Source organism: Streptomyces sp. NPDC107500 (assembly GCF_055582785.1).
On sequence record NZ_JBVJPF010000008.1, the window covers coordinates 493,462 to 510,695 of the forward strand.

The 17,234-nt window shown below is 71.7% G+C and carries 19 protein-coding genes and 1 pseudogene; 9 read left to right on the forward strand and 11 right to left on the reverse strand.

Going from position 1 to position 17,234, the window contains the following annotated elements:
* Positions 1-83: 83 nt before the first annotated feature.
* The 3 genes and pseudogenes from ACZ67M_RS31485 to ACZ67M_RS31495 form a co-directional block, all read left to right on the forward strand.
* Positions 84-1,261 (forward strand): annotated as a pseudogene (locus ACZ67M_RS31485) (replication initiator); the annotation flags it as partial.
* 97 nt (positions 1,262-1,358) lie between these two features.
* Complete coding sequence (locus ACZ67M_RS31490) at positions 1,359-1,598, forward strand: helix-turn-helix transcriptional regulator (RefSeq protein WP_469853759.1); 240 nt, start codon at positions 1,359-1,361, stop codon at positions 1,596-1,598.
* Positions 1,598-2,818: a tyrosine-type recombinase/integrase gene (locus ACZ67M_RS31495; RefSeq protein ID WP_469853760.1), complete on the forward strand. Its 1,221-nt coding sequence runs from the start codon at positions 1,598-1,600 to the stop codon at positions 2,816-2,818. Before ACZ67M_RS31490 ends, ACZ67M_RS31495 begins: the two co-directional genes overlap by 1 nt.
* 22 nt (positions 2,819-2,840) lie before the next feature.
* Here ACZ67M_RS31495 and ACZ67M_RS31500 read toward each other — a convergent pair whose 3' ends face one another.
* Positions 2,841-3,068 (reverse strand): hypothetical protein, encoded by a 228-nt coding sequence (locus tag ACZ67M_RS31500; RefSeq protein ID WP_469853761.1) that lies wholly within the window; start codon positions 3,066-3,068, stop codon positions 2,841-2,843.
* A 596-nt stretch (positions 3,069-3,664) separates the two neighbouring features.
* The gene (locus tag ACZ67M_RS31505; protein WP_122621099.1) at positions 3,665-4,426 is read right to left on the reverse strand and encodes a phosphoglyceromutase; all 762 of its coding nucleotides are present in this window, start codon (positions 4,424-4,426) and stop codon (positions 3,665-3,667) included.
* Positions 4,427-4,578: 152 nt separating this feature from the next.
* Here ACZ67M_RS31505 and ACZ67M_RS31510 point away from each other — a divergent pair, with 152 nt between their 5' ends.
* Complete coding sequence (locus ACZ67M_RS31510) at positions 4,579-5,868, forward strand: MDR family MFS transporter (RefSeq protein WP_392102404.1); 1,290 nt, start codon at positions 4,579-4,581, stop codon at positions 5,866-5,868.
* 31 nt (positions 5,869-5,899) lie between these two features.
* On the opposite strand, the gene ACZ67M_RS31515 is transcribed toward ACZ67M_RS31510, so the two are convergent.
* Positions 5,900-6,358: a DUF2000 family protein gene (locus tag ACZ67M_RS31515; protein WP_385801039.1), complete on the reverse strand. Its 459-nt coding sequence runs from the start codon at positions 6,356-6,358 to the stop codon at positions 5,900-5,902.
* Positions 6,359-6,407: 49 nt separating this feature from the next.
* On the opposite strand from ACZ67M_RS31515, the gene ACZ67M_RS31520 reads away from it, so the two are divergent.
* Positions 6,408-7,220: an AraC family transcriptional regulator gene (locus ACZ67M_RS31520; RefSeq protein ID WP_469853762.1), complete on the forward strand. Its 813-nt coding sequence runs from the start codon at positions 6,408-6,410 to the stop codon at positions 7,218-7,220.
* Positions 7,221-7,227: 7 nt separating this feature from the next.
* Here ACZ67M_RS31520 and ACZ67M_RS31525 read toward each other — a convergent pair whose 3' ends face one another.
* The 4 genes from ACZ67M_RS31525 to ACZ67M_RS31540 all read right to left on the reverse strand — a co-directional run bounded on the left by ACZ67M_RS31525 (position 7,228) and on the right by ACZ67M_RS31540 (position 10,223).
* The gene (locus ACZ67M_RS31525; RefSeq protein ID WP_122621103.1) at positions 7,228-7,731 is read right to left on the reverse strand and encodes a type III secretion system chaperone family protein; all 504 of its coding nucleotides are present in this window, start codon (positions 7,729-7,731) and stop codon (positions 7,228-7,230) included.
* On the reverse strand, positions 7,724-9,097 hold the full coding sequence (mshA, locus tag ACZ67M_RS31530; RefSeq protein WP_385801035.1) for a D-inositol-3-phosphate glycosyltransferase: 1,374 nt from the start codon (positions 9,095-9,097) through the stop codon (positions 7,724-7,726). The genes ACZ67M_RS31525 and mshA overlap by 8 nt, the downstream gene beginning before the upstream one ends.
* A 189-nt stretch (positions 9,098-9,286) precedes the next feature.
* Positions 9,287-9,808, reverse strand: a complete 522-nt coding sequence (locus ACZ67M_RS31535) for a TetR/AcrR family transcriptional regulator (protein ID WP_392015996.1) — start codon at positions 9,806-9,808, stop codon at positions 9,287-9,289.
* Entirely contained in the window at positions 9,801-10,223 is a 423-nt protein-coding gene (locus ACZ67M_RS31540) for a DUF4260 family protein (protein WP_469853763.1), read from the reverse strand. Before ACZ67M_RS31540 ends, ACZ67M_RS31535 begins: the two co-directional genes overlap by 8 nt.
* A gap of 129 nt (positions 10,224-10,352) precedes the next feature.
* On the opposite strand from ACZ67M_RS31540, the gene ACZ67M_RS31545 reads away from it, so the two are divergent.
* The 3 genes from ACZ67M_RS31545 (at position 10,353) to ACZ67M_RS31555 (ending at position 14,159) form a co-directional block, all read left to right on the forward strand.
* Positions 10,353-11,165, forward strand: a complete 813-nt coding sequence (locus tag ACZ67M_RS31545) for a class I SAM-dependent methyltransferase (protein WP_469853764.1) — start codon at positions 10,353-10,355, stop codon at positions 11,163-11,165.
* A 215-nt stretch (positions 11,166-11,380) separates the two neighbouring features.
* Positions 11,381-12,484, forward strand: coding sequence for a C40 family peptidase (locus tag ACZ67M_RS31550; RefSeq protein WP_469853765.1), 1,104 nt, complete (start codon positions 11,381-11,383; stop codon positions 12,482-12,484).
* A 271-nt stretch (positions 12,485-12,755) separates the two neighbouring features.
* A complete protein-coding gene (locus ACZ67M_RS31555) occupies positions 12,756-14,159 on the forward strand; it encodes a PP2C family protein-serine/threonine phosphatase (RefSeq protein WP_361366443.1) in 1,404 nt (467 codons plus the stop codon).
* A 46-nt stretch (positions 14,160-14,205) separates the two neighbouring features.
* Here the strand turns inward: ACZ67M_RS31555 and ACZ67M_RS31560 are convergent, their stop codons facing one another.
* The 4 genes from ACZ67M_RS31560 to ACZ67M_RS31575 all read right to left on the reverse strand — a co-directional run bounded on the left by ACZ67M_RS31560 (position 14,206) and on the right by ACZ67M_RS31575 (position 16,230).
* On the reverse strand, positions 14,206-14,541 hold the full coding sequence (locus tag ACZ67M_RS31560) for a DUF2516 family protein (protein WP_185832480.1): 336 nt from the start codon (positions 14,539-14,541) through the stop codon (positions 14,206-14,208).
* Positions 14,542-14,672: 131 nt separating this feature from the next.
* The gene (locus ACZ67M_RS31565; RefSeq protein ID WP_392016004.1) at positions 14,673-15,284 is read right to left on the reverse strand and encodes a hypothetical protein; all 612 of its coding nucleotides are present in this window, start codon (positions 15,282-15,284) and stop codon (positions 14,673-14,675) included.
* A 25-nt stretch (positions 15,285-15,309) separates the two neighbouring features.
* Entirely contained in the window at positions 15,310-15,732 is a 423-nt protein-coding gene (locus tag ACZ67M_RS31570; RefSeq protein WP_360895554.1) for a helix-turn-helix domain-containing protein, read from the reverse strand.
* A gap of 138 nt (positions 15,733-15,870) precedes the next feature.
* Positions 15,871-16,230 carry a winged helix-turn-helix transcriptional regulator gene (locus ACZ67M_RS31575; RefSeq protein WP_361366437.1) on the reverse strand — a complete coding sequence of 120 codons (360 nt, stop codon included), beginning with the start codon at positions 16,228-16,230 and terminating at the stop codon, positions 15,871-15,873.
* A gap of 104 nt (positions 16,231-16,334) precedes the next feature.
* Here ACZ67M_RS31575 and ACZ67M_RS31580 point away from each other — a divergent pair, with 104 nt between their 5' ends.
* Positions 16,335-17,228 carry an NAD(P)-dependent oxidoreductase gene (locus ACZ67M_RS31580; protein WP_469853766.1) on the forward strand — a complete coding sequence of 298 codons (894 nt, stop codon included), beginning with the start codon at positions 16,335-16,337 and terminating at the stop codon, positions 17,226-17,228.
* Positions 17,229-17,234 lie beyond the last annotated feature (6 nt).

The following is a 17,234-nucleotide window of genomic DNA, read 5'->3' on the forward strand; positions in this document are numbered from 1 at the left end:
CCCTCCTCCTGCTGCGACGATCAACCGCGTCATGCGATCAGCCTACGGGTTCCCAGATCTCCATGCTGGCGTCCCTCGGAACCATGCCCGAGCTAGCCCGTCAGCTGTCCGGCCTGGGCGGCTGCACGCACCCCGTGCGCCGCGACGGCCACCGCACCGAACACGCGGTGGACCGGACAACCGGCGAGATCGGCCGCGTCCTGCACCACCTTGACTCCTCGGCCCTGCCCGCCGGCCAACTCCTCGTCCGCTGCAACAACCGTCGTGCGACCCGGTGCGCGGCCTGCGCCGAGACGTACCGTCGCGACACCTACCACCTGATCACCGCCGGACTCCGCGGCGGCAAGGGCACACCTCAACAGGTCGCAACGCATCCGCGCGTCTTCGCCACCTTCACCGCGCCCAGCTTCGGCCCGGTCCACAACCGCCCGTCGGGCGGTCGGCGCCGCCGCTGCGGCGTCCGGCATGACGAAGGCGCCGTGGTCCTGGGCACGCCCCTCGACGCCGACACCTACGGCTACGAAGCGGCCGTGCTGTGGAACGCGCACGCTGGTGCCCTCTGGCGACGCTTCTCGATCTACCTCCGCCGAGAGGTCGCCAAGCGCGCCGGGCTCACCCAACGGGCCTTCCGGGACCACGCCCGGGTCTCCTTCGCGAAAGTGGCCGAGTACCAGAAGCGCGGAGCGGTCCACTTCCATGCCGTCATCCGCATTGACGGCCCCGACGGTGGCGAATCGCCGCCTCCGATCTGGGCCACGGCCGAGCTGATGACCGACGCCATCCAGGTCGCTGCCGGCGCTGCTCGCGTGGAGGGTCCAGAGGTCGACGGGCGGCCCCACACCTTCACCTTCGGACGGCAGCTCGACGTCCGCACGATCCGGTCTGCCGACTTCGACGGCGGCCAGGCGCTGACCGATCGGGCCGTCGCCGCGTACATCGCCAAGTACGCAACCAAGGGGGCCGAGACGGCCACGGGAACCCTGGACCGGCCCATCCGCTTCCTGGCCGAGCTGGCACAGGCCCGCATCACCCAGCACGCCCGCCAGTGATCCGCACCGCATGGACCCTGGGCGCTCGCCCCGAGCTGGCAGAACTGCGCTTACGGGCCTGGGCTCACATGCTCGGCTTCCGCGGCCACTTCTCCACAAAGTCCCGCCGCTACTCGACCACCCTCGGCGCCCTCCGCGACGCTCGCGCCGACTGGCGGCGTGCCCAAGCAGCTCCGCCCGTCCCGCAGGACGGAGAAACCACTCTCGTCCTCGCCCACTGGGTCTTCGCCGGGACCGGCCTCTCCCACGCCGAAGCCTGGCTTGCCACGTCACTCGAACCTGCCCCCGGCACGGAAGGAGAGCCCACCCATGGGTAGTCGTCGCCTCACCGTCATGGAAGCGCCCTCCGAGCCGCCTCGTCTGCCGTCTCGGTACCTGACTCCTGACGACCTGGTGGCGATGTTCAAGCTACCCAGCGTCGAGACCGCCTACCAGTGGCGCCGCAAGCGCACCGGTCCTCCTGGCTTCCGCGTCGGCCGACACCTGCGCTACGACCCTGCGGACGTCCAGGCCTGGGTCGAGTCCCTGCGGCAAGGGGCTGCCGCCTGATGGCCGGGCACATCCAGGACCGCTGGTACCGGACCGCGACCGGCCCGGACGGGAAGGTGCGCAAGGTCAAGACCGAGCGCTATGGATCCGGCCTCCGCTACCGCGCTCGCTACGTCGGCCCGGACGGTACGGAGAAGTCCAAGAGCTTCCCCGACCGTCAGAAGCGGCTCGCTGATCAGTGGCTGGCGCACATCGAGGCGGACATGGCGCGCGGGCAGTACATCGACCCGCGCGCCGCCCGGATCACGTTCCGGCAGTACGCCGAAAGCTGGGTCACCACGCGGGGCGCCGACCCGAACACCCAAGCTTCGATGGAGTCGCAGTTACGGCTGCACGCCTTCCCCTACGTCGGCTCACGTCCGCTCGGCTCCTTCCAGCCGGCGCACATCCGGGACTGGGTGCGGCAGTTGCAGGAGAACGGCGTCCGGGGGTCGTACGCCCGGACGATCTACTCCAACGTGCGCGCGGCGCTCAGCGCGGCCGTGGATGACGGCCACCTTGCCCGCAACCCGTGTGCCGCCCGGTCCGTCCGACCGCCGACCGTCGACAACAAGCGCGTTGTGCCCTGGACGCCCGAGCGGGTCTTCGCCGTCCGGGCAGCCATGCCCGAGCGCTACCAAGCCATGGTCGACCTGGGCGGCGGCTGTGGGCTCCGCCAGGGCGAGATTCTGGGCGTGGCTGTCGACGCCATCGGCTTCGACTCGGACACGCTTCACGTGGTCCAGCAACTGAAGCTGAGTCGCAGCAAGGCCGTGTTCGCGCCGCCGAAGGGCGGCAAGCTGCGGGACGTGCCGCTTCCCGGCCCTGTTGCCGACGCGCTTCGGGAGCACATGAAGCGGTTCCCGCCGGTCGAGATCACCTTGCCGTGGAAGGTGGCCGACGGTCCTCCGGTGACCAAGCGGCTCATCTTCACCGGGCCACGCGGCGGGCACGTCTGGCGTACGTCACTCAACGAGGAGGCATGGAAACCGGCGCTCGCCGCGGCCGGCGTCATCCCCGTGCCTGTGCGGGGCCGACCGTACGCCGAGTCGCGCGAGAACGGCATGCACGCGCTACGGCACTTCTACGCCTCGGTGCTCCTGGACGCGGGGGAGAACATCAAGGCCCTAGCCGAGTACCTGGGCCACTCGGATCCGGGCCTGACGCTCCGCGTGTACGCGCACCTGATGCCGTCCAGCCAGGAGCGCACCCGTAAGGCGATCGTTGCCGGATTTGCGTGAAGCAAGCACCGCTTCACAGATGTCAGATCCTCGCCACACGTGATTGTGTCGCCGCCGCAACTTTTCCGAAGCTGAGATTTGGAATCACCACACGTGATTGTGTCGCCGCAACTTTTCCGAAGCTGAGATTTGGAATCACCACACGTGATTGTGTCGCCGCAACTTTTCCGAAGCTGAGATTTGGAATCACCACACGTGATTGTGTCGCTCTCCGCGACATCACTACAGCCAACGCGCCCTTGGTGTCCACCCACCTGGTGCTTCTCAGTCACTGGGGTGCCGGTGGGGGGGCGTGGTCGAACAGGCTGCTCCTGTCCAGCCGAGGCACCTACGGTTTTTCGTAGGTGGGTGGCGGCTCAGACACTCGGAGGCTGCTCACCGCACCGACCGGGCGACCTTCTAAAGCTGGAAGCATACGACCCTTCGGCGGTTTTAGCTGCGAGTTTGTTGCGTTCCTCAATAGGCCGCTAAAGTCCATCATGCCGTCGACAGAAGAAGAGGGGCCGCTCACTGGCATGAGCGACCCCTCGCCCCGTCAGCACGCTTACCCACCAGTGAGATAGGAGAAGTAATGCACCCTACGGAGAAGACCATCGTGCCACGACGTGGACTGCGTATCGACCTCATCCCTCGTGAGCTGCCTCTGGGCCTCATCGGCCTTGGCGGGACAGCGCTCGCGCTGTGGGTCGGCGCCGAACCTGCCGCCGTCCTCCCTCTGGCCTTTCTCGTGTCGGTTCGACTGACACTCCACCGCATCTAAGCGCGACGGCCCAGAGACGGCCCAAGCACACAGAAGAGCCCCCTCCTGACAGAAAAACCGCAGGTAGGGGGCTTCTTCCGGCACGCCTACTTCTTCTTGCCCTGGTTCTTGACCGCCTCGATCGCGGCCGCCGCCGCGTCCGGGTCCAGGTACGTGCCGCCCGGGTTCAGCGGCTTGAACTCGGCGTCGAGTTCGTAGGACAGCGGGATGCCCGTCGGGATGTTCAGGCCCGCGATGTCGGCGTCCGAGATGCCGTCGAGGTGCTTGACGAGGGCGCGCAGGGAGTTGCCGTGGGCGGCGACCAGGACCGTGCGGCCGGTGAGGAGGTCGGGGACGATCGCGTCGAACCAGTACGGGAGCATGCGGACGACGACGTCCTTCAGGCACTCCGTCTGCGGGCGCAGCTCCGGCGGGAGGGTCGCGTAGCGGGCGTCGTCGAACTGGGAGTACTCGGCGTCGCGGTCCAGCGGGGGCGGCGGGGTGTCGTAGGAGCGGCGCCACAGCATGAACTGCTCCTCGCCGAACTCCGCGAGCGTCTGCGCCTTGTCCTTGCCCTGGAGGGCACCGTAGTGGCGCTCGTTGAGGCGCCAGTGGCGGTGGACCGGGATCCAGTGGCGGTCGGCGGCCTCCAGCGCGAGCTGGGCCGTGCGGATCGCGCGCTTCTGGACGGACGTGTGCAGCACGTCGGGCAGCAGGCCGGCGTCCTTGAGCAGCTCGCCGCCGCGCGTCGCCTCCTTCTCGCCCTTCGGGGTGAGGTTGACGTCCACCCAGCCGGTGAACAGGTTCTTCTCGTTCCACTCGCTCTCGCCGTGGCGGAGGAGGATCAGCTTGTACGGTGCGTCGGCCATGGCTCCGAGCGTAATCGAACCCTCCGGACACCCGCGCGGGGCGCCCGGTGGGCGGACGGTTGACGGGAAGTGTTAATCCGGTGGCCTCCGGCGACCCCGAGTTCGTAAGTTGTGCGTGCCGCTCCAGCCGCTTACACATCCACGGGGGTCCCATGTCCGTCGCCGGTCTCAGACGTGCCGCACGGGAGACCGTCTCCGGGCTCCCCCGCGAGTTCTGGTGGCTGTGGACCAGCACCCTGGTCAACCGGCTCGGTGCCTTCGTCGCCACCTTCATGGCGCTGTACCTGACCATCGACCGCGGCTACTCCGCCTCGTACGCCGGCCTGGTCGCCGCCCTGCACGGGCTCGGCGGGGTCGTGTCCTCGGTGGGCGCCGGGGTGATGACCGACCGGCTCGGGCGGCGGCCCACGCTGCTGGTCGCGCAGACGTCGACCGCCCTGTCCGTCGCCGCGCTCGGCTTCGTGCACCACCCCGCCGCCATCGCCGCCGTCGCGTTCGTGGTCGGCATGGCCAGCAACGCCTCCCGGCCGGCCGTGCAGGCGATGATGGCGGACATCGTGCGGCCCGAGGACCGTATCCGGGCCTTCTCGCTCAACTACTGGGCGATCAACCTCGGCTTCGCGATCTCCTCGATGGCGGCCGGGTTCATCGCCGAGGTCAGCTACCTCGCCGGATTCATGATCGAGGCGGGGATGACCCTGGTCTGCGCCGTCCTCGTCTTCGTGAAGCTGCCCGAGTCACGGCCGCAGCCGCAGGGCGGCGCCGACGCCTCCGGCAACGAGGCGGCCGTCTCGCTCGGGACCGTGCTGCGCGACGGGCGGTACATGAGCGTCGTCGGGCTGTCGTTCCTGGTCGCCGTGATCTTCCAGCAGGGGTACCTGGGGCTGCCGGTCGCCATGGGCGAGGCCGGGTTCACGCCCGCGGACTTCGGCATGGCGATCGCCGTCAACGGCGTCCTGATCGTCGTACTCCAGATTCCCGTCACCCGGTTCATCGAGCACCGCGATCCGCGGCTGCTGCTCGTCGCCTCGTCCCTGCTGGCCGGGTACGGCTTCGGGCTCACCGCCTTCGCCGGGTCGGTCGGCGTCTTCGCGCTCACCGTGTGCGTGTGGACGCTCGCCGAGATCGTCAACGCGCCGACGCAGACCGGGCTCGTCGTCCGCCTCTCCCCGGTGCACGGGCGCGGCCGCTACCAGGGCATGTACACCATGTCCTGGGCCGTCGCCTCGCTCGTCGCCCCGCTGATGTCCGGTTTCGTCATCGACCGCTGGGGCGCCGAGTGGCTGTGGGGCATCTGCGCCGTCGTCGGCACGGTGGCGGCGGCCGGGTACTGGGCGCTGATGCGGGGGCTGCCGACGGAGGAGGCGGAGGTGGCCGCGGCCACGACCACGGCCGGCACGCCTTCGCCCGCGAAGCCCGAGACCGAGGTCAGCACCGCCTGACCCGGCACCGGGCGCCCCAGCAGGCCCGCCCTCACGGATGCATCCGCGCCCCCTTCAGCACCTTGTCCACCGCGTTCTTCGGCCCGTACACCGCGAGCCCCACCAGGTCCAGGTCCGCCGTGGGCACGGCCCGTACCGCCGCGCGGTTGTCGCGGTCGTTGCCCGTGGCGAAGAGGTCGGACGTGAAGAGCGCGCGGGGCAGGGCGCGCGACAGCACGCGCGCGTGGGCGTTCGTCAGCGTCTCCTTCGTGCCCTCGAAGACCAGCACCGGCTGGCGGAACATCGGCAGGTAGCCGACGGCGTCGGCGTCCTCGTACGGCTCCCCGATCACCTCGGGGAACTCCTTGCCCAGGCCGCTGACCAGGAAGGCCGTGACGTTCAGGCGCTGCCACGTCTCCAGGTCCTCGCGGAGCAGGACGGCGATCTTGGTGTCGAAGCGGACGGGGGCCTCGGCCTCGGGAGCCTCAGGGGCTGCATCGTGCGTGCTCATACGGTGAGACTGCCGACCCGCACCCCGCCAGGTCTTGTACGTTTTTTGCATGGACGGCCGGCGGAACGACCAGCGGAGCGTGTCCGCGTGGCGACCCCGCGTCCCGGGCGTCGTCGAGGTCTTCCACGCCCACTACACCGAGTACGCCTACCCGATGCACGTGCACGACGCGTGGACGCTGCTGATCGTCGACGCCGGCGCCGTGCGGTACGACCTGGACCGGCACGAGCACGGCACCCCGCACGACACGGTGTCGCTGCTGCCGCCGCACGTGCCGCACAACGGCTCACCCGCGACGCCGGACGGCTTCCGCAAGCGGGTCCTGTACCTGGACGCCTCCCGGCTGGGCGACGAGCTGATCGGGCCGGCCGTCGACGCCCCGGACCTGCGTGATCCGCTGCTGCGCCGCCGGGTCGGGCAGCTGCACACCGCGCTCGCCCTGCCCGGCGACGAGCTGGAGGCGGAGAGCCGGCTGACATTCGTCGGCGAGCGGCTGCGGTCCCACCTGGTGCCCCGGCACGAGGCGGGCGTGGAGCGCCGGGACCCCGGCCTCGCCCGGCGGCTGCGGGAGCTGCTGGACGAACGGGTCGTCGAGGGCATCGGGCTGGCGGAGGCGGCGGCGCTGGTGCCGGCCCATCCGGCCCACCTGGTACGGGCGTTCAGCGGCGCCTACGGCATCGCGCCGCACCAGTACCTGATGTCCCGGCGGGTGGACCGGGCCCGGCGGCTGCTGCTGGCGGGACAGGCCCCGGCGGACGTGTCCGGCGCCACCGGCTTCTACGACCAGGCCCATCTGACCCGGCACTTCAAGCGTCTGGTGGGGGTCACCCCGGGGCGCTACCGCGGGAGCGGCGCCCGCTGAGACGGCGTCACTTGCCGCCGCGCTCGATCAGGTGCTGGAACGCCTCCAGGTTCCGCGTCGACTCCCCGCGCGCGGTGCGCCACTCGTACTCCTTGCGGATGGCGGACGCGAAGCCCAGCTCCAGCAGGGTGTTGAAGGCGCCGTCGGCGGCCTCCAGGACCTGTCCGAGGAGCCGGTCGATCTCGTCGGCGGTGACGGCGGCCAGGGGGAGTTTCGCGGTGACGTAGACGTCGCCGAGGCGGTCGACGGCGTAACCGACGCCGTAGAGCTTGAGGTTGCGCTCCAGCAGCCAGCGGTGGACGGCCGGTTCGTTCTCGTCGGGGTGGCGGATGACGAACGCGTTGAGGGAGAGCGAGTGGCGGCCCAGGAGGAGGGAGACGGTCGTCGACAGCTTGCGGGTGCCCGGGAGTTTGACGACGTAGTTGCCGGGTTCCGGGCTCTCCCATTCGACGTCGGCGTCCTTGAGCGCCCCCTCGATCACCTCTGCCGTCGTCCCGCGCGCGTCAGCCATGGTGCGAGCGTACGCGACGGCGGTGGGACTGGATCGCGGCCGTGTAGACGTCGGCCGTGGCGGCGGCGGCGCTCTCCCAGCCGAAGGACTGGGCGTGCCGGGCCGCGGCGTCACCCATCTTCGGCGTCAGTTCCGGGTTGTCGGCGAAGTCGCGCAGTACGCGCGCGTACGCGGCGGGGTCGTGGCCCTGCACGAGACGGCCGGTGATCCCGTCCCGCACGGCGACCGGCAGGCCGCCGACCGACGCGGCGAGCACCGGCGTGCCGGCCGCCTGGGCCTCTATGGCGACCAGGCCGAAGGACTCGCTGTACGACGGCATGACCAGCACGGACGCGGCCCGGAACCAGTCGGCGAGCTGCTCCTGCCCGACGGGCGGCCTAAAGCGCACGACGTCGGCGATGCCGAGCCGCGCGGCAAGCTTCTGCAGGCCCTCCGGCTTGGCGAGACCGCTGCCGCTGGGGCCGCCGACGACGGGGACGACGATGCGGGAGCGCAGCTCGGGGCGTTCGTCGAGGAGCACGGCGACGGCGCGCAGCAGTACGTCCGGTGCCTTGAGGGGCTGTATGCGGCCCGCGAAGAGCGGGATCAGCGCGTCCTGGGGCAGGCCGAGGCGGGCGCGGGCGGCGGCGCGGGCGTTGCCGCTGCGGTCCGGGCCGGGGACGGCGCCCTTGGGGAAGGGGCGGAAGCGGTCGAGGTTCACGCCGGGGTGGACGACGGCGACCTTGGCGGGGTCCGCGGCGTAGTGGCGGACGAGTTCGTCGGCCTCCTCCGCGGTGTTGGCGATGAGGCGGTCGGAGGCGGAGACGATCTGGGTCTCGCCGATGACGCGGGCGGCCGGTTCGGGGGTGTCGCCGTCGGCCAGATTGGCGTTCTTGACCTTGGCCATGGTGTGCATGGCGTGCACGAGGGGGGCGCCCCAGCGCTGGGCGGCGAGCCAGCCGACGTGGCCGGAGAGCCAGTAGTGGGAGTGGACCAGGTCGTAGTGGCCGGGGCGGTGTCCGGCCCATGCCTGCATGACGCCGTGGGTGAAGGCGCAGAGCTGGGCGGGCAGTTCCTCCTTGGCCAGTCCCTCGTAGGGGCCCGCGTCGACGTGCCGGACGAGGACGCCGGGGGCGAGCTGGACGGACGGCGGGAGTCCCCCGGCCGTGGCGCGCGTGAAGATCTCGACCTCGATGTTGATCGCGGCGAGGCGCTGCGCCAGCTCCACGATGTACACGTTCATGCCGCCGGCGTCGCCGGTGCCGGGCTGGTGGAGCGGTGAGGTGTGCACGGAGAGCATGGCGACGCGGCGGGGCCTGCGCAGCAGCCGGAGCCGCGGGGAGGCCGCCGGTGAGCGGCGCCCGAGCATGCTGACGTACTGGCTCACGAGCCATTCCTCCTCGCTGCGGGCATGCCGGTCGGAGGACACACGCCGCCCTCCAAGGGGGTGGAACACCGGACGGCCGTGCTCCATTTCCGGTTTCCCGGCCTTTGCCGAATCATTACCGGCTGTCGCTCAACCGTTCGAGCGCCGGGCGCGTGCCACGCCTCGGATTACACCCGGGACCCCGCTGCCCTACGTACGCAGCGCCCCGACCCCCCGCGCCCAGGCCGCCCCCAGGTCCGCGTCGGCGGGAAACCTGCCGTGGATCTCGAGTACCACCATCCCGTGGGCGAACGCCCAGAACGAGCGGGCCAGGTCCTGGTCCCCGCCGCAGACCCGCATCAGCGGCGCCGCGGCCCGGTCCTCCAGGCCGGCCGGGAGGGACGCGCGGGGCAGCGGGCGCTCGGTCATCAGGCAGTACAGGTGGGGGTGGGCCAGCGCGTAGGCCCGGTACGCCTCCGCCAGCGCCGCCGGCGAGCCGGGTTCCTCCGCCTCCGCGGTCTCCATGGCCTCGCCCGCCTCGGTGAGCGCCTGGACGATCAGCTCGGTCTCGACCGCCTCCTTGTCGGGGAAGTGCTTGTACAGGGAGGGGGCCTTGATGCCGAGGCGGTCGGCGACGGCCCGCAGGGTGAGCGCGGCGGGCCCGGCCTCCTCCAGGAGCGTGCGGGCGGCCGCGGCGATCTCCCGGGCCCGGGGGGACAGGCGGTCAGCCACGCTGGTAGCCCTCCTTGGTGCGCAGTCCGTAACCGAAGGCGCGATCGTACGAGATGTGCGCGAGCCACCCGCACAGCGCCGCGAACGCGGGCGCCCAGGTCACCGGCGTCATGATGTGGAGCACCATGAGCGCGAGCGGGATCAGGGCGCGGTGGGCGGCGTTGTAGTACGGCACCGCGCGGGGCGTCAGCCGCCCCTTCTCCATGCGGGGCGCGTCGGACAGGCCGACGAGGAACGTCAGGTCGGGCGCCAGGAAGAAGGCGAAGGCGAGCAGGCCCGCGACCCAGCCGTGATCGACCGCCTCCAGGACGGCGAACACCGACCAGAAGAGGGCGCCCAGCAGCCACGCGGTGCGGCCGACGACGGTGCGAGCGGTGACCGCGCGGGCGGTGCGTGCTGGTGCGACCGTGCTCATGAGTGCCTCCCGGGGAGCGAGCGAGCTAACGTCGTTAGCCCTGCCCGAACAGTAAGGCTAACGACGTTAGCCAGTCAACCCCCGGCCGCCCGGAACCACACCCCCGCCCGGCCGCATACCCTCGTACGCATGCCACCTCCCCGCGCCCCCCGCCCCCTGGGCACGGTCACGCGCGGGACCACCAACCCGAACCGCCTGCGCCGCATGGACCGCTGGATCACGGCCACGCACGGCGCCGAACTGCGCCGCGCCGCCGACCCCGTCGCCGTCGACCTCGGCTACGGCGCCGCCCCCTGGACGGCCGTCGAGCTGCTGCACCGCCTGCGCACCGTCGCCCCGCACGCGCGCGTGGTGGGCGTCGAGATCGACCCGGCCCGGGTGGCGGCGGCCGAACCGTACGCACGCGCGGGGCTCGTCTTCCGGCACGGCGGCTTCGAGGTGCCCGTCTCCCCGGCCCCGTCGCTGATCCGCGCGGCGAACGTGCTGCGCCAGTACGACGAGGACGAGGTCGCCACCGTCTGGCGGCGGCTGTGCGCGCGGCTCGCTCCGGCCTCCGAGCACTCGCGCGGAGGGCTTCTGGTCGAGGGCACCTGCGACGAGATCGGGCGCCGGCACGTGTGGGTGGCGCTGGGCCCCGAGGGTCCGCGCACGGTCACGCTCGCGACCCGCCTCGGCTCCCTGGACCGCCCCTCCGACCTGGCCGAGCGGCTGCCGAAGGCGCTCATCCACCGCAACGTCCCCGGCGAGCCCGTGCACGCCTTCCTGCGCGACTTCGACCGCGCCTGGGCCGCCGCCGCGCCCTACGCCTCCTACGGCGCCCGCCAGCGCTGGATGCGCGCGGTGCGGGACCTGACGGCCGACTGGCCGGTGACGGACGGACCGGCGCGCTGGCGCCAGGGCGAAGTGACGGTGCGCTGGGAGGCGTTGGCGCCGCGCGGCTGAACCCGCCGGACGGCGAGGGCCGGTCGGGCCGGGGACACGGGCCCGGCGGGAACGATCTCCGTGCGGCGTTCGTCACACACCGGGGGGAATCGTCGTACGGCGCGGCAGAAGAGGGGAAGCAGGAGGGAAGCGCGGCCTCTGTCGCTTTCCGCGCCGGCATGGCACGATCCCCCGAGCGCTATGTTACTGACGGTTAACCAGCTTGGGGGCGACGGATGCGTACGGGGAAGCATGGCTTGATGACCGCTGCCGTGACCGTGGTCTGCGCGGTCACCGTGCTCGCGGCACCGGGCACCGCGTTCGCGGACCCCGGCCCCACACCGTCACGGGGCACGCCCAGCGCCTCCCCCGCCCCGGACCCCGGGCGCGCCAAGGACCTGGAGGCCGTGCGCAAGAAGCTCGACTCGCTCTACCGCGCGGCCGCCGTGGCCACGGACGAGTACAACGCCGCCGAGGAGAAGGCCGAGAAGCAGAACGCCGAGATCGTCGAGCTGGCCAAGAAGATCGTCAAGGGCCAGGAGAAGCTGGACCGCCTCAAGGACCGCGCCGGGGCCGCGGCCCGCGCCCAGTACCGCACCGGCGGCCTGCCCGACGAGGCCAAGCTGATGCTCAGCGACGACCCGGGCGACTTCCTGGACGGCAGCGGCCGGGTGCTCCAGGGGCAGCGGGCGACCAAGGGCCTGCTCGGCGAGTTGTCCCGCGCGCAGGAGGACCTGAAGACCTACGCGGCGGACGCCTCCGCCCGCTTCAAGAAGCTGGAGGCGAACCGCAAGGCCAAGGCCACCGCCCAGAAGAAGATCGAGAAGCAGATCGCGGCGGCCGAGAAGCTGGAGTCCGAGCTGGCGAAGGAGGAGAAGGAGCGCCTCGCCAAGCTGGAGCGGGAGGCCCAGGCCAAGGCCCAGACCGCGTGGCTCGACTCCGGCATCCTCAAGGACCTCGACCGCGAGGCGACCGAGCGGGGCCGCAAGGCGGTCGAATACGCCACCGCCCAGATCGGCAAGCCGTACCAGTGGGGCGCCGAGGGCCCCAAGTCCTACGACTGCTCCGGCCTGACCTCCCAGGCCTGGATCGCGGCCGGGCAGACGATCCCGCGCACCTCGCAGGAGCAGTGGAGGCAGCTGACGCGGGTCGACGTCGAGGACATGCGCCCCGGCGACCTGATCATCTACTTCGACGACGCCAGCCACGTCGGCATGTACGTCGGCGACGGCTCCATGGTGCACGCCCCGCGCCCGGGCCGCTCGATCACGATCGCCGGAGCGGGCACGATGCCGATCCTCGGGGTGGTCCGGCCGGACCCGGCAACAGCGGATCAGTGACGCGTGCCACGCGCCCAGCGCCGGGGACGTGAAGCGGGCCACGTGACCCACCGCACGCCCCGGCGCACCCCCCGCGTGACGTTCGTCATCCCCGGTCGGGGGGCGACCTGTCCAACTGCGGCCGATAACGCGGCATATGACAGTGGCCGATGGCGGACCGGCGTGTGCTGGACCATTCCGCAGCGGCGCCGTCACCCGTTATGGTCCCCGTCGGTGGGTCGAGGTCCCTCGCCCCGCCATGCCCTCGGGGGGAGGGAAGGAAACCAAGACAATGCCCGTACCCGTACCGCGGCAGAGGGCGATCCCGGCCGTGGAGTGTGGTCAGGCGCCCGCCGCGTCCCCGGACAGCGGCCCTTCCAAGGAACAGGCCCCGCCCGGGACGAACCCGGCCGACAACCCCACCAGTCAGCGAGAGAACACGACGGAGAAGAGCGAGAGCCCCACCAGCCGCCGTGGGAGCACCATCCCCACGAACCTGACGCTGCTGCTGATCGAGGACGATCCGGCCGGCTCGCCACTCGTGCCCGACCTGATCGACCAGACCGGCAAGCCGATCCGCGTCCGCACCGCCCGCAACCTCACCGAGGCCGCGCGGCTGCTGACCGACGACGTCCACTGCATCCTGCTGGACCTCGCCCTGTCGGCTCCTGCCCCGGCCCGCGCCAACGCGGACACCGACGGCGACGGGAGCGGGGAGGGCCACGACGAGCTGGCGGTGCTCAGGCACGTACTGGAGCTGGCGCCCCGGCACGCCGTGCTCGCGCTCACCTCCTCCAGCGACGCCGAGCGCGGCGCGGAGGCCGTGGCGGTCGGCGCGCAGGACTACCTGTTCCGCGACGAGCTGGACGGCCGTCTGCTGAGCCGGGCTATCCGCTACGCCGTGGAGCGCAAGCGGTCCGACTTCGCGGAGCGGCGCCTGGCCGAGGGCCGGCTGCGGGCGCAGGAGAACCGCCGTCTCGAGCGCGGCCTGCTGCCGACCCCGCTGCTCGCGGGCTCCTCGCTGCGTTTCGCCGCCCGCTACCGCCCGGGCCGTTCCCGGGCGCTGCTCGGCGGTGACTTCTACGACGTCGTGCGCACCCCCGACGGCACCGTGCACGCCATGATCGGCGACGTCTGCGGGCACGGCCCGGACGAGGCGGCGCTCGGCGTGGAGCTGCGGATCGCGTGGCGCGCGCTGACGCTGGCGGGGCTCTGCGGCGACGAGCTGCTCGGCACCCTCCAGCAGGTGCTGGAGCACGAGCGCGCCGACGACGAGATCTTCGCGACGCTGTGCGCGGTGGACATCTCCCCGGACGGCCGCCGGGCCGGCCTGTGCCTGGCCGGGCACCCGTCCCCGCTGGTCGCCGCCCCGGGCCGGCCCGCACGGCTGCTGCCGTACGACAACAACGGACCGGCGCTGGGTCTGCTGCCGGGCGCCCGCTGGCCGCGCATGCAGGTTGAGCTGGGTGCCGAGTGGAGCCTGATGCTCTACACCGACGGCCTGATCGAGGGCCACATCGGCGAGGGCCGGGAGCGGCTGGGCCAGGACGGCATGGTGGAGATGGTCCGCCGCCAGTTCGCCGAGGGGCTTCAGGGCGAGCAGTTGCTGCGGGCGACCGTCAACGAGGTCCGCGAGCTGAACGGCGGCGAGCTGGCGGACGACCTGGCGGTGGTCCTGCTGGACCGGACGGCCTGAGCCGCCCGATCCCGGTGACCACGCGCCGTGGGGGCGTTCAGGCCCGTCAGCGGCCGCCGTTGTACGGGCCGTAGGGGCCGTCGCTGCTGGAGCCGCGGCGGCTGCTGCGGCCGCCGCCCGGCAGTCCGCGCAGCGCCGGCCGCACGTCGACCATGTACACGATGGTCGCGATGAGGCCGATGATCGGCAGGAACGACAGGATGTTGAAGATCAGGTTCACCACGAAGGCGAGTGCCAGGATGATCAGCCAGAAGGGCTTGGTCTTCTTGTCGGCCGCGCGGTAGGCGTCCTCGCGGCGCGTGGCGGCGTCGATCAAAGCGAAGCCGCTGAAAAGGATCAGGGCGATGCTCAGCAGCCACATGAAGCCTGCGAAACCCTGCATCAGCACAACGTCCACCACCAGACTCGGGTCGTCATTACGCGGTCACCGTACCCGCAGGCGGTCACCGTACCCGTAGAACGGGCCGGACACCCCAAGGGTGCCCGGCCCGCTCCCGGTGACCGGTCCGTCGCCTACTTGGCGGGCGGGGTCGTCTTCTTGGCGGCGGGGCTCTTCTTGGCCGGGGCCTTGCGCGGAGCCGGGGTCTTCTTCGCCGCGGCGGCCTTGTCGTCCGTGAGGCGGACGGGCTCGGACGGGGCGGGCTTGGGCTTCGCCGGCTCGACGGCGACGGCCAGCTCCTCCACCTCCTCGGCGATGTCCTCGATGCCGTCGGCGGCCTGGCCGCGCCAGGTGCGCACCGCGTGCTCGCCGCGCTCGGCGACCTTCTCGTAGGTCTCGCGGGCCTTGACGGCGTACTCGGCGGCCACGCCGACCGAGCGCAGCGCGAGGTCCTGAGCGGTCTCGCCGAGCTTCTTGAAGTCGGCGTCGAGGTTGCCGAACAGCTCGTTGGCCTTGGCCTGGAGGCTGCCCTGGGTCTCCTTGACGCGGGCGGTCGCCTTCTCCTGGACGGCCTTCGGGTCGGTGTTGCGCACGGCGTCGATACGCGCCGGCGCCTCGGTGCGCAGCTGCTCCACCAGCACCGGCACCTTCTTGGCCTGCTGGAAGGCCAGGTCGGCGGTGCCCGCGGCGAAGTAGAGCGGGGTGGGGTCGCTGAGGGTCTTGCGCAGGTCGTCGGTGATGGCCATGGTGCTGGTCCTCCGGAATGACGTATTACTGAGGGTTTTGTGGTGCTTTGGCGGTCGGCGGGCCCGGTATGACGGAGCCCTCGCCGTCCGCGTCGGTCCCGAACCCGTTCTCCCTGCGGAACGACTCGTAGACCTGGAGCAGGACCTGCTTCTGTCCCTCGTTCAACGAGGGGTCGGCGAGGATGACCGCGCGGGTCTCCACGTCGTCCCGGTCCCGCTCGGCGTCGAGGATCCCCGCGCGGACGTACAGCGTCTCGGCGGAGATGCGCAGCGCCTTGGCGACCTGCTGGAGCACCTCCGCGCTCGGCTTGCGCAGCCCGCGCTCGATCTGACTCAGGTACGGGTTGGACACGCCCGCGGCATCGGCGAGCTGCCGCAACGACAGCTGCGCGTTGCGCCGCTGCTCGCGCAGGTACTCACCGAGATTGCCGACGTTGAGCGAGGCCATGCCTCCACCATGCCCGACCGTGCTAACTATTGCAAGCAAGCTGCTTGCAATAGTGCGCCATTCGGCCCACGCACCCACTTTTTTGTGCGTACTTGGCAGCGGCGCCCCCCGCGCCGAAGCTGATGAGGCGGGTGGACGTCAGGAGGTCGCGCGGGCGGCGGCGTCCGGGCCGGCCTCTCTGGCCATGCGCCGGTAGCCCCAGTCGGAGAGAGGAGAGAGAGCCTCGGCGAGATCACGGCCGAACCCGGTGAGGGAGTACTCGGTCTTCAGCGGAAGCACGTCGTACACCCGCCGGTCCACCAGCCCGTCCGCCTCCATCTCGCGCAGCGCCTGGGTCAGCACCTTCTCGCTGAGGCCGGGCACCAGCCGCCGCAGTTCGGCCGGGCGGCGCGGGCCGGACTCCAGCAGCCACAGCAGCGTGGTCTTCCACCTGCCCTCGATCACGGCGATCGCGGCGGCCACTCCGCAGACGTTCGCGTCCTGACGCCGGTGCGCCATGCCGTACCCCTTCCGTCGGCCTTCGGCCGTCAACCGCCGCCGCGGCATGTGCGGCACGAGCCTCACGTGCACCAATTTCTCATCACATCACGGGAGTTCATCCAATGACCATGCACACCGACCAGTCTGCCGCCGCCGTCACCGTTCTCGGGCTCGGTCCCATGGGCCGGGCGCTGGCCGGCGCGTTCCTGGACGCCGGGCTGCGCACCACCGTCTGGAACCGCACCCCGGGCCGGGACGGCGACCTCGCCGGCCGCGGCGCGGCCGTGGCGGCGTCGGCCGAGGAGGCGGTCGCCGCCTCGCCGCTGACCGTCGTCTGCGTGGTGAACTACGACGCCTCGGACGCCGTCCTGCGCCAGGAGCCCGTCGCCGCCGCGCTCAAGGGCCGTACGGTGGTGAACCTGAGCGCCGACACCCCCGAGCGCGCCCGGGACACGGCCGAGTGGGCCGGGCGGCACGGCGTCCGCTACCTGGACGGCGCGATCATGACGCCGACCCCGGCCATCGGCACGGACGACGCGGTGTTCCTGTACAGCGGCACCGAGGAGCTGTACCGGAAGCACCGGCCCGTGCTGGCCGCGCTCGGCGGCAGCCACACCCACCTGGGCGAGGACGCCGGGCGGGCCGCCGCCTACGACGTCGCCCTGCTCGACATCTTCTGGACGGCGATGGCGGGCTACGCGCACGCGCTCGCGGTGGCCCGGGCGGAGGGTGTCACCGGCGCCGAACTCGCCCCCTTCGCGCACGGCATCGCCGCGATCCTGCCGCCGCTGTTCACCGAGTTCGCCGCCGACACCGACGCCGGCACGTACTCGGGCGAGCTGAACCCGATCACCTCGGCCGTGTCGACCATGGCGCACATCGTCCACGCCTCCGAGGCGCACGGCATCGACGCGAGCCTGATGCGCGTGATCGAGGGGCAGGCCCGGCGGGTCGTCGCGCTCGGGCACGGCACCGACGGGTACACCCGGGTCGCGGACGTGATCACCCGGCGCTGACTCCGG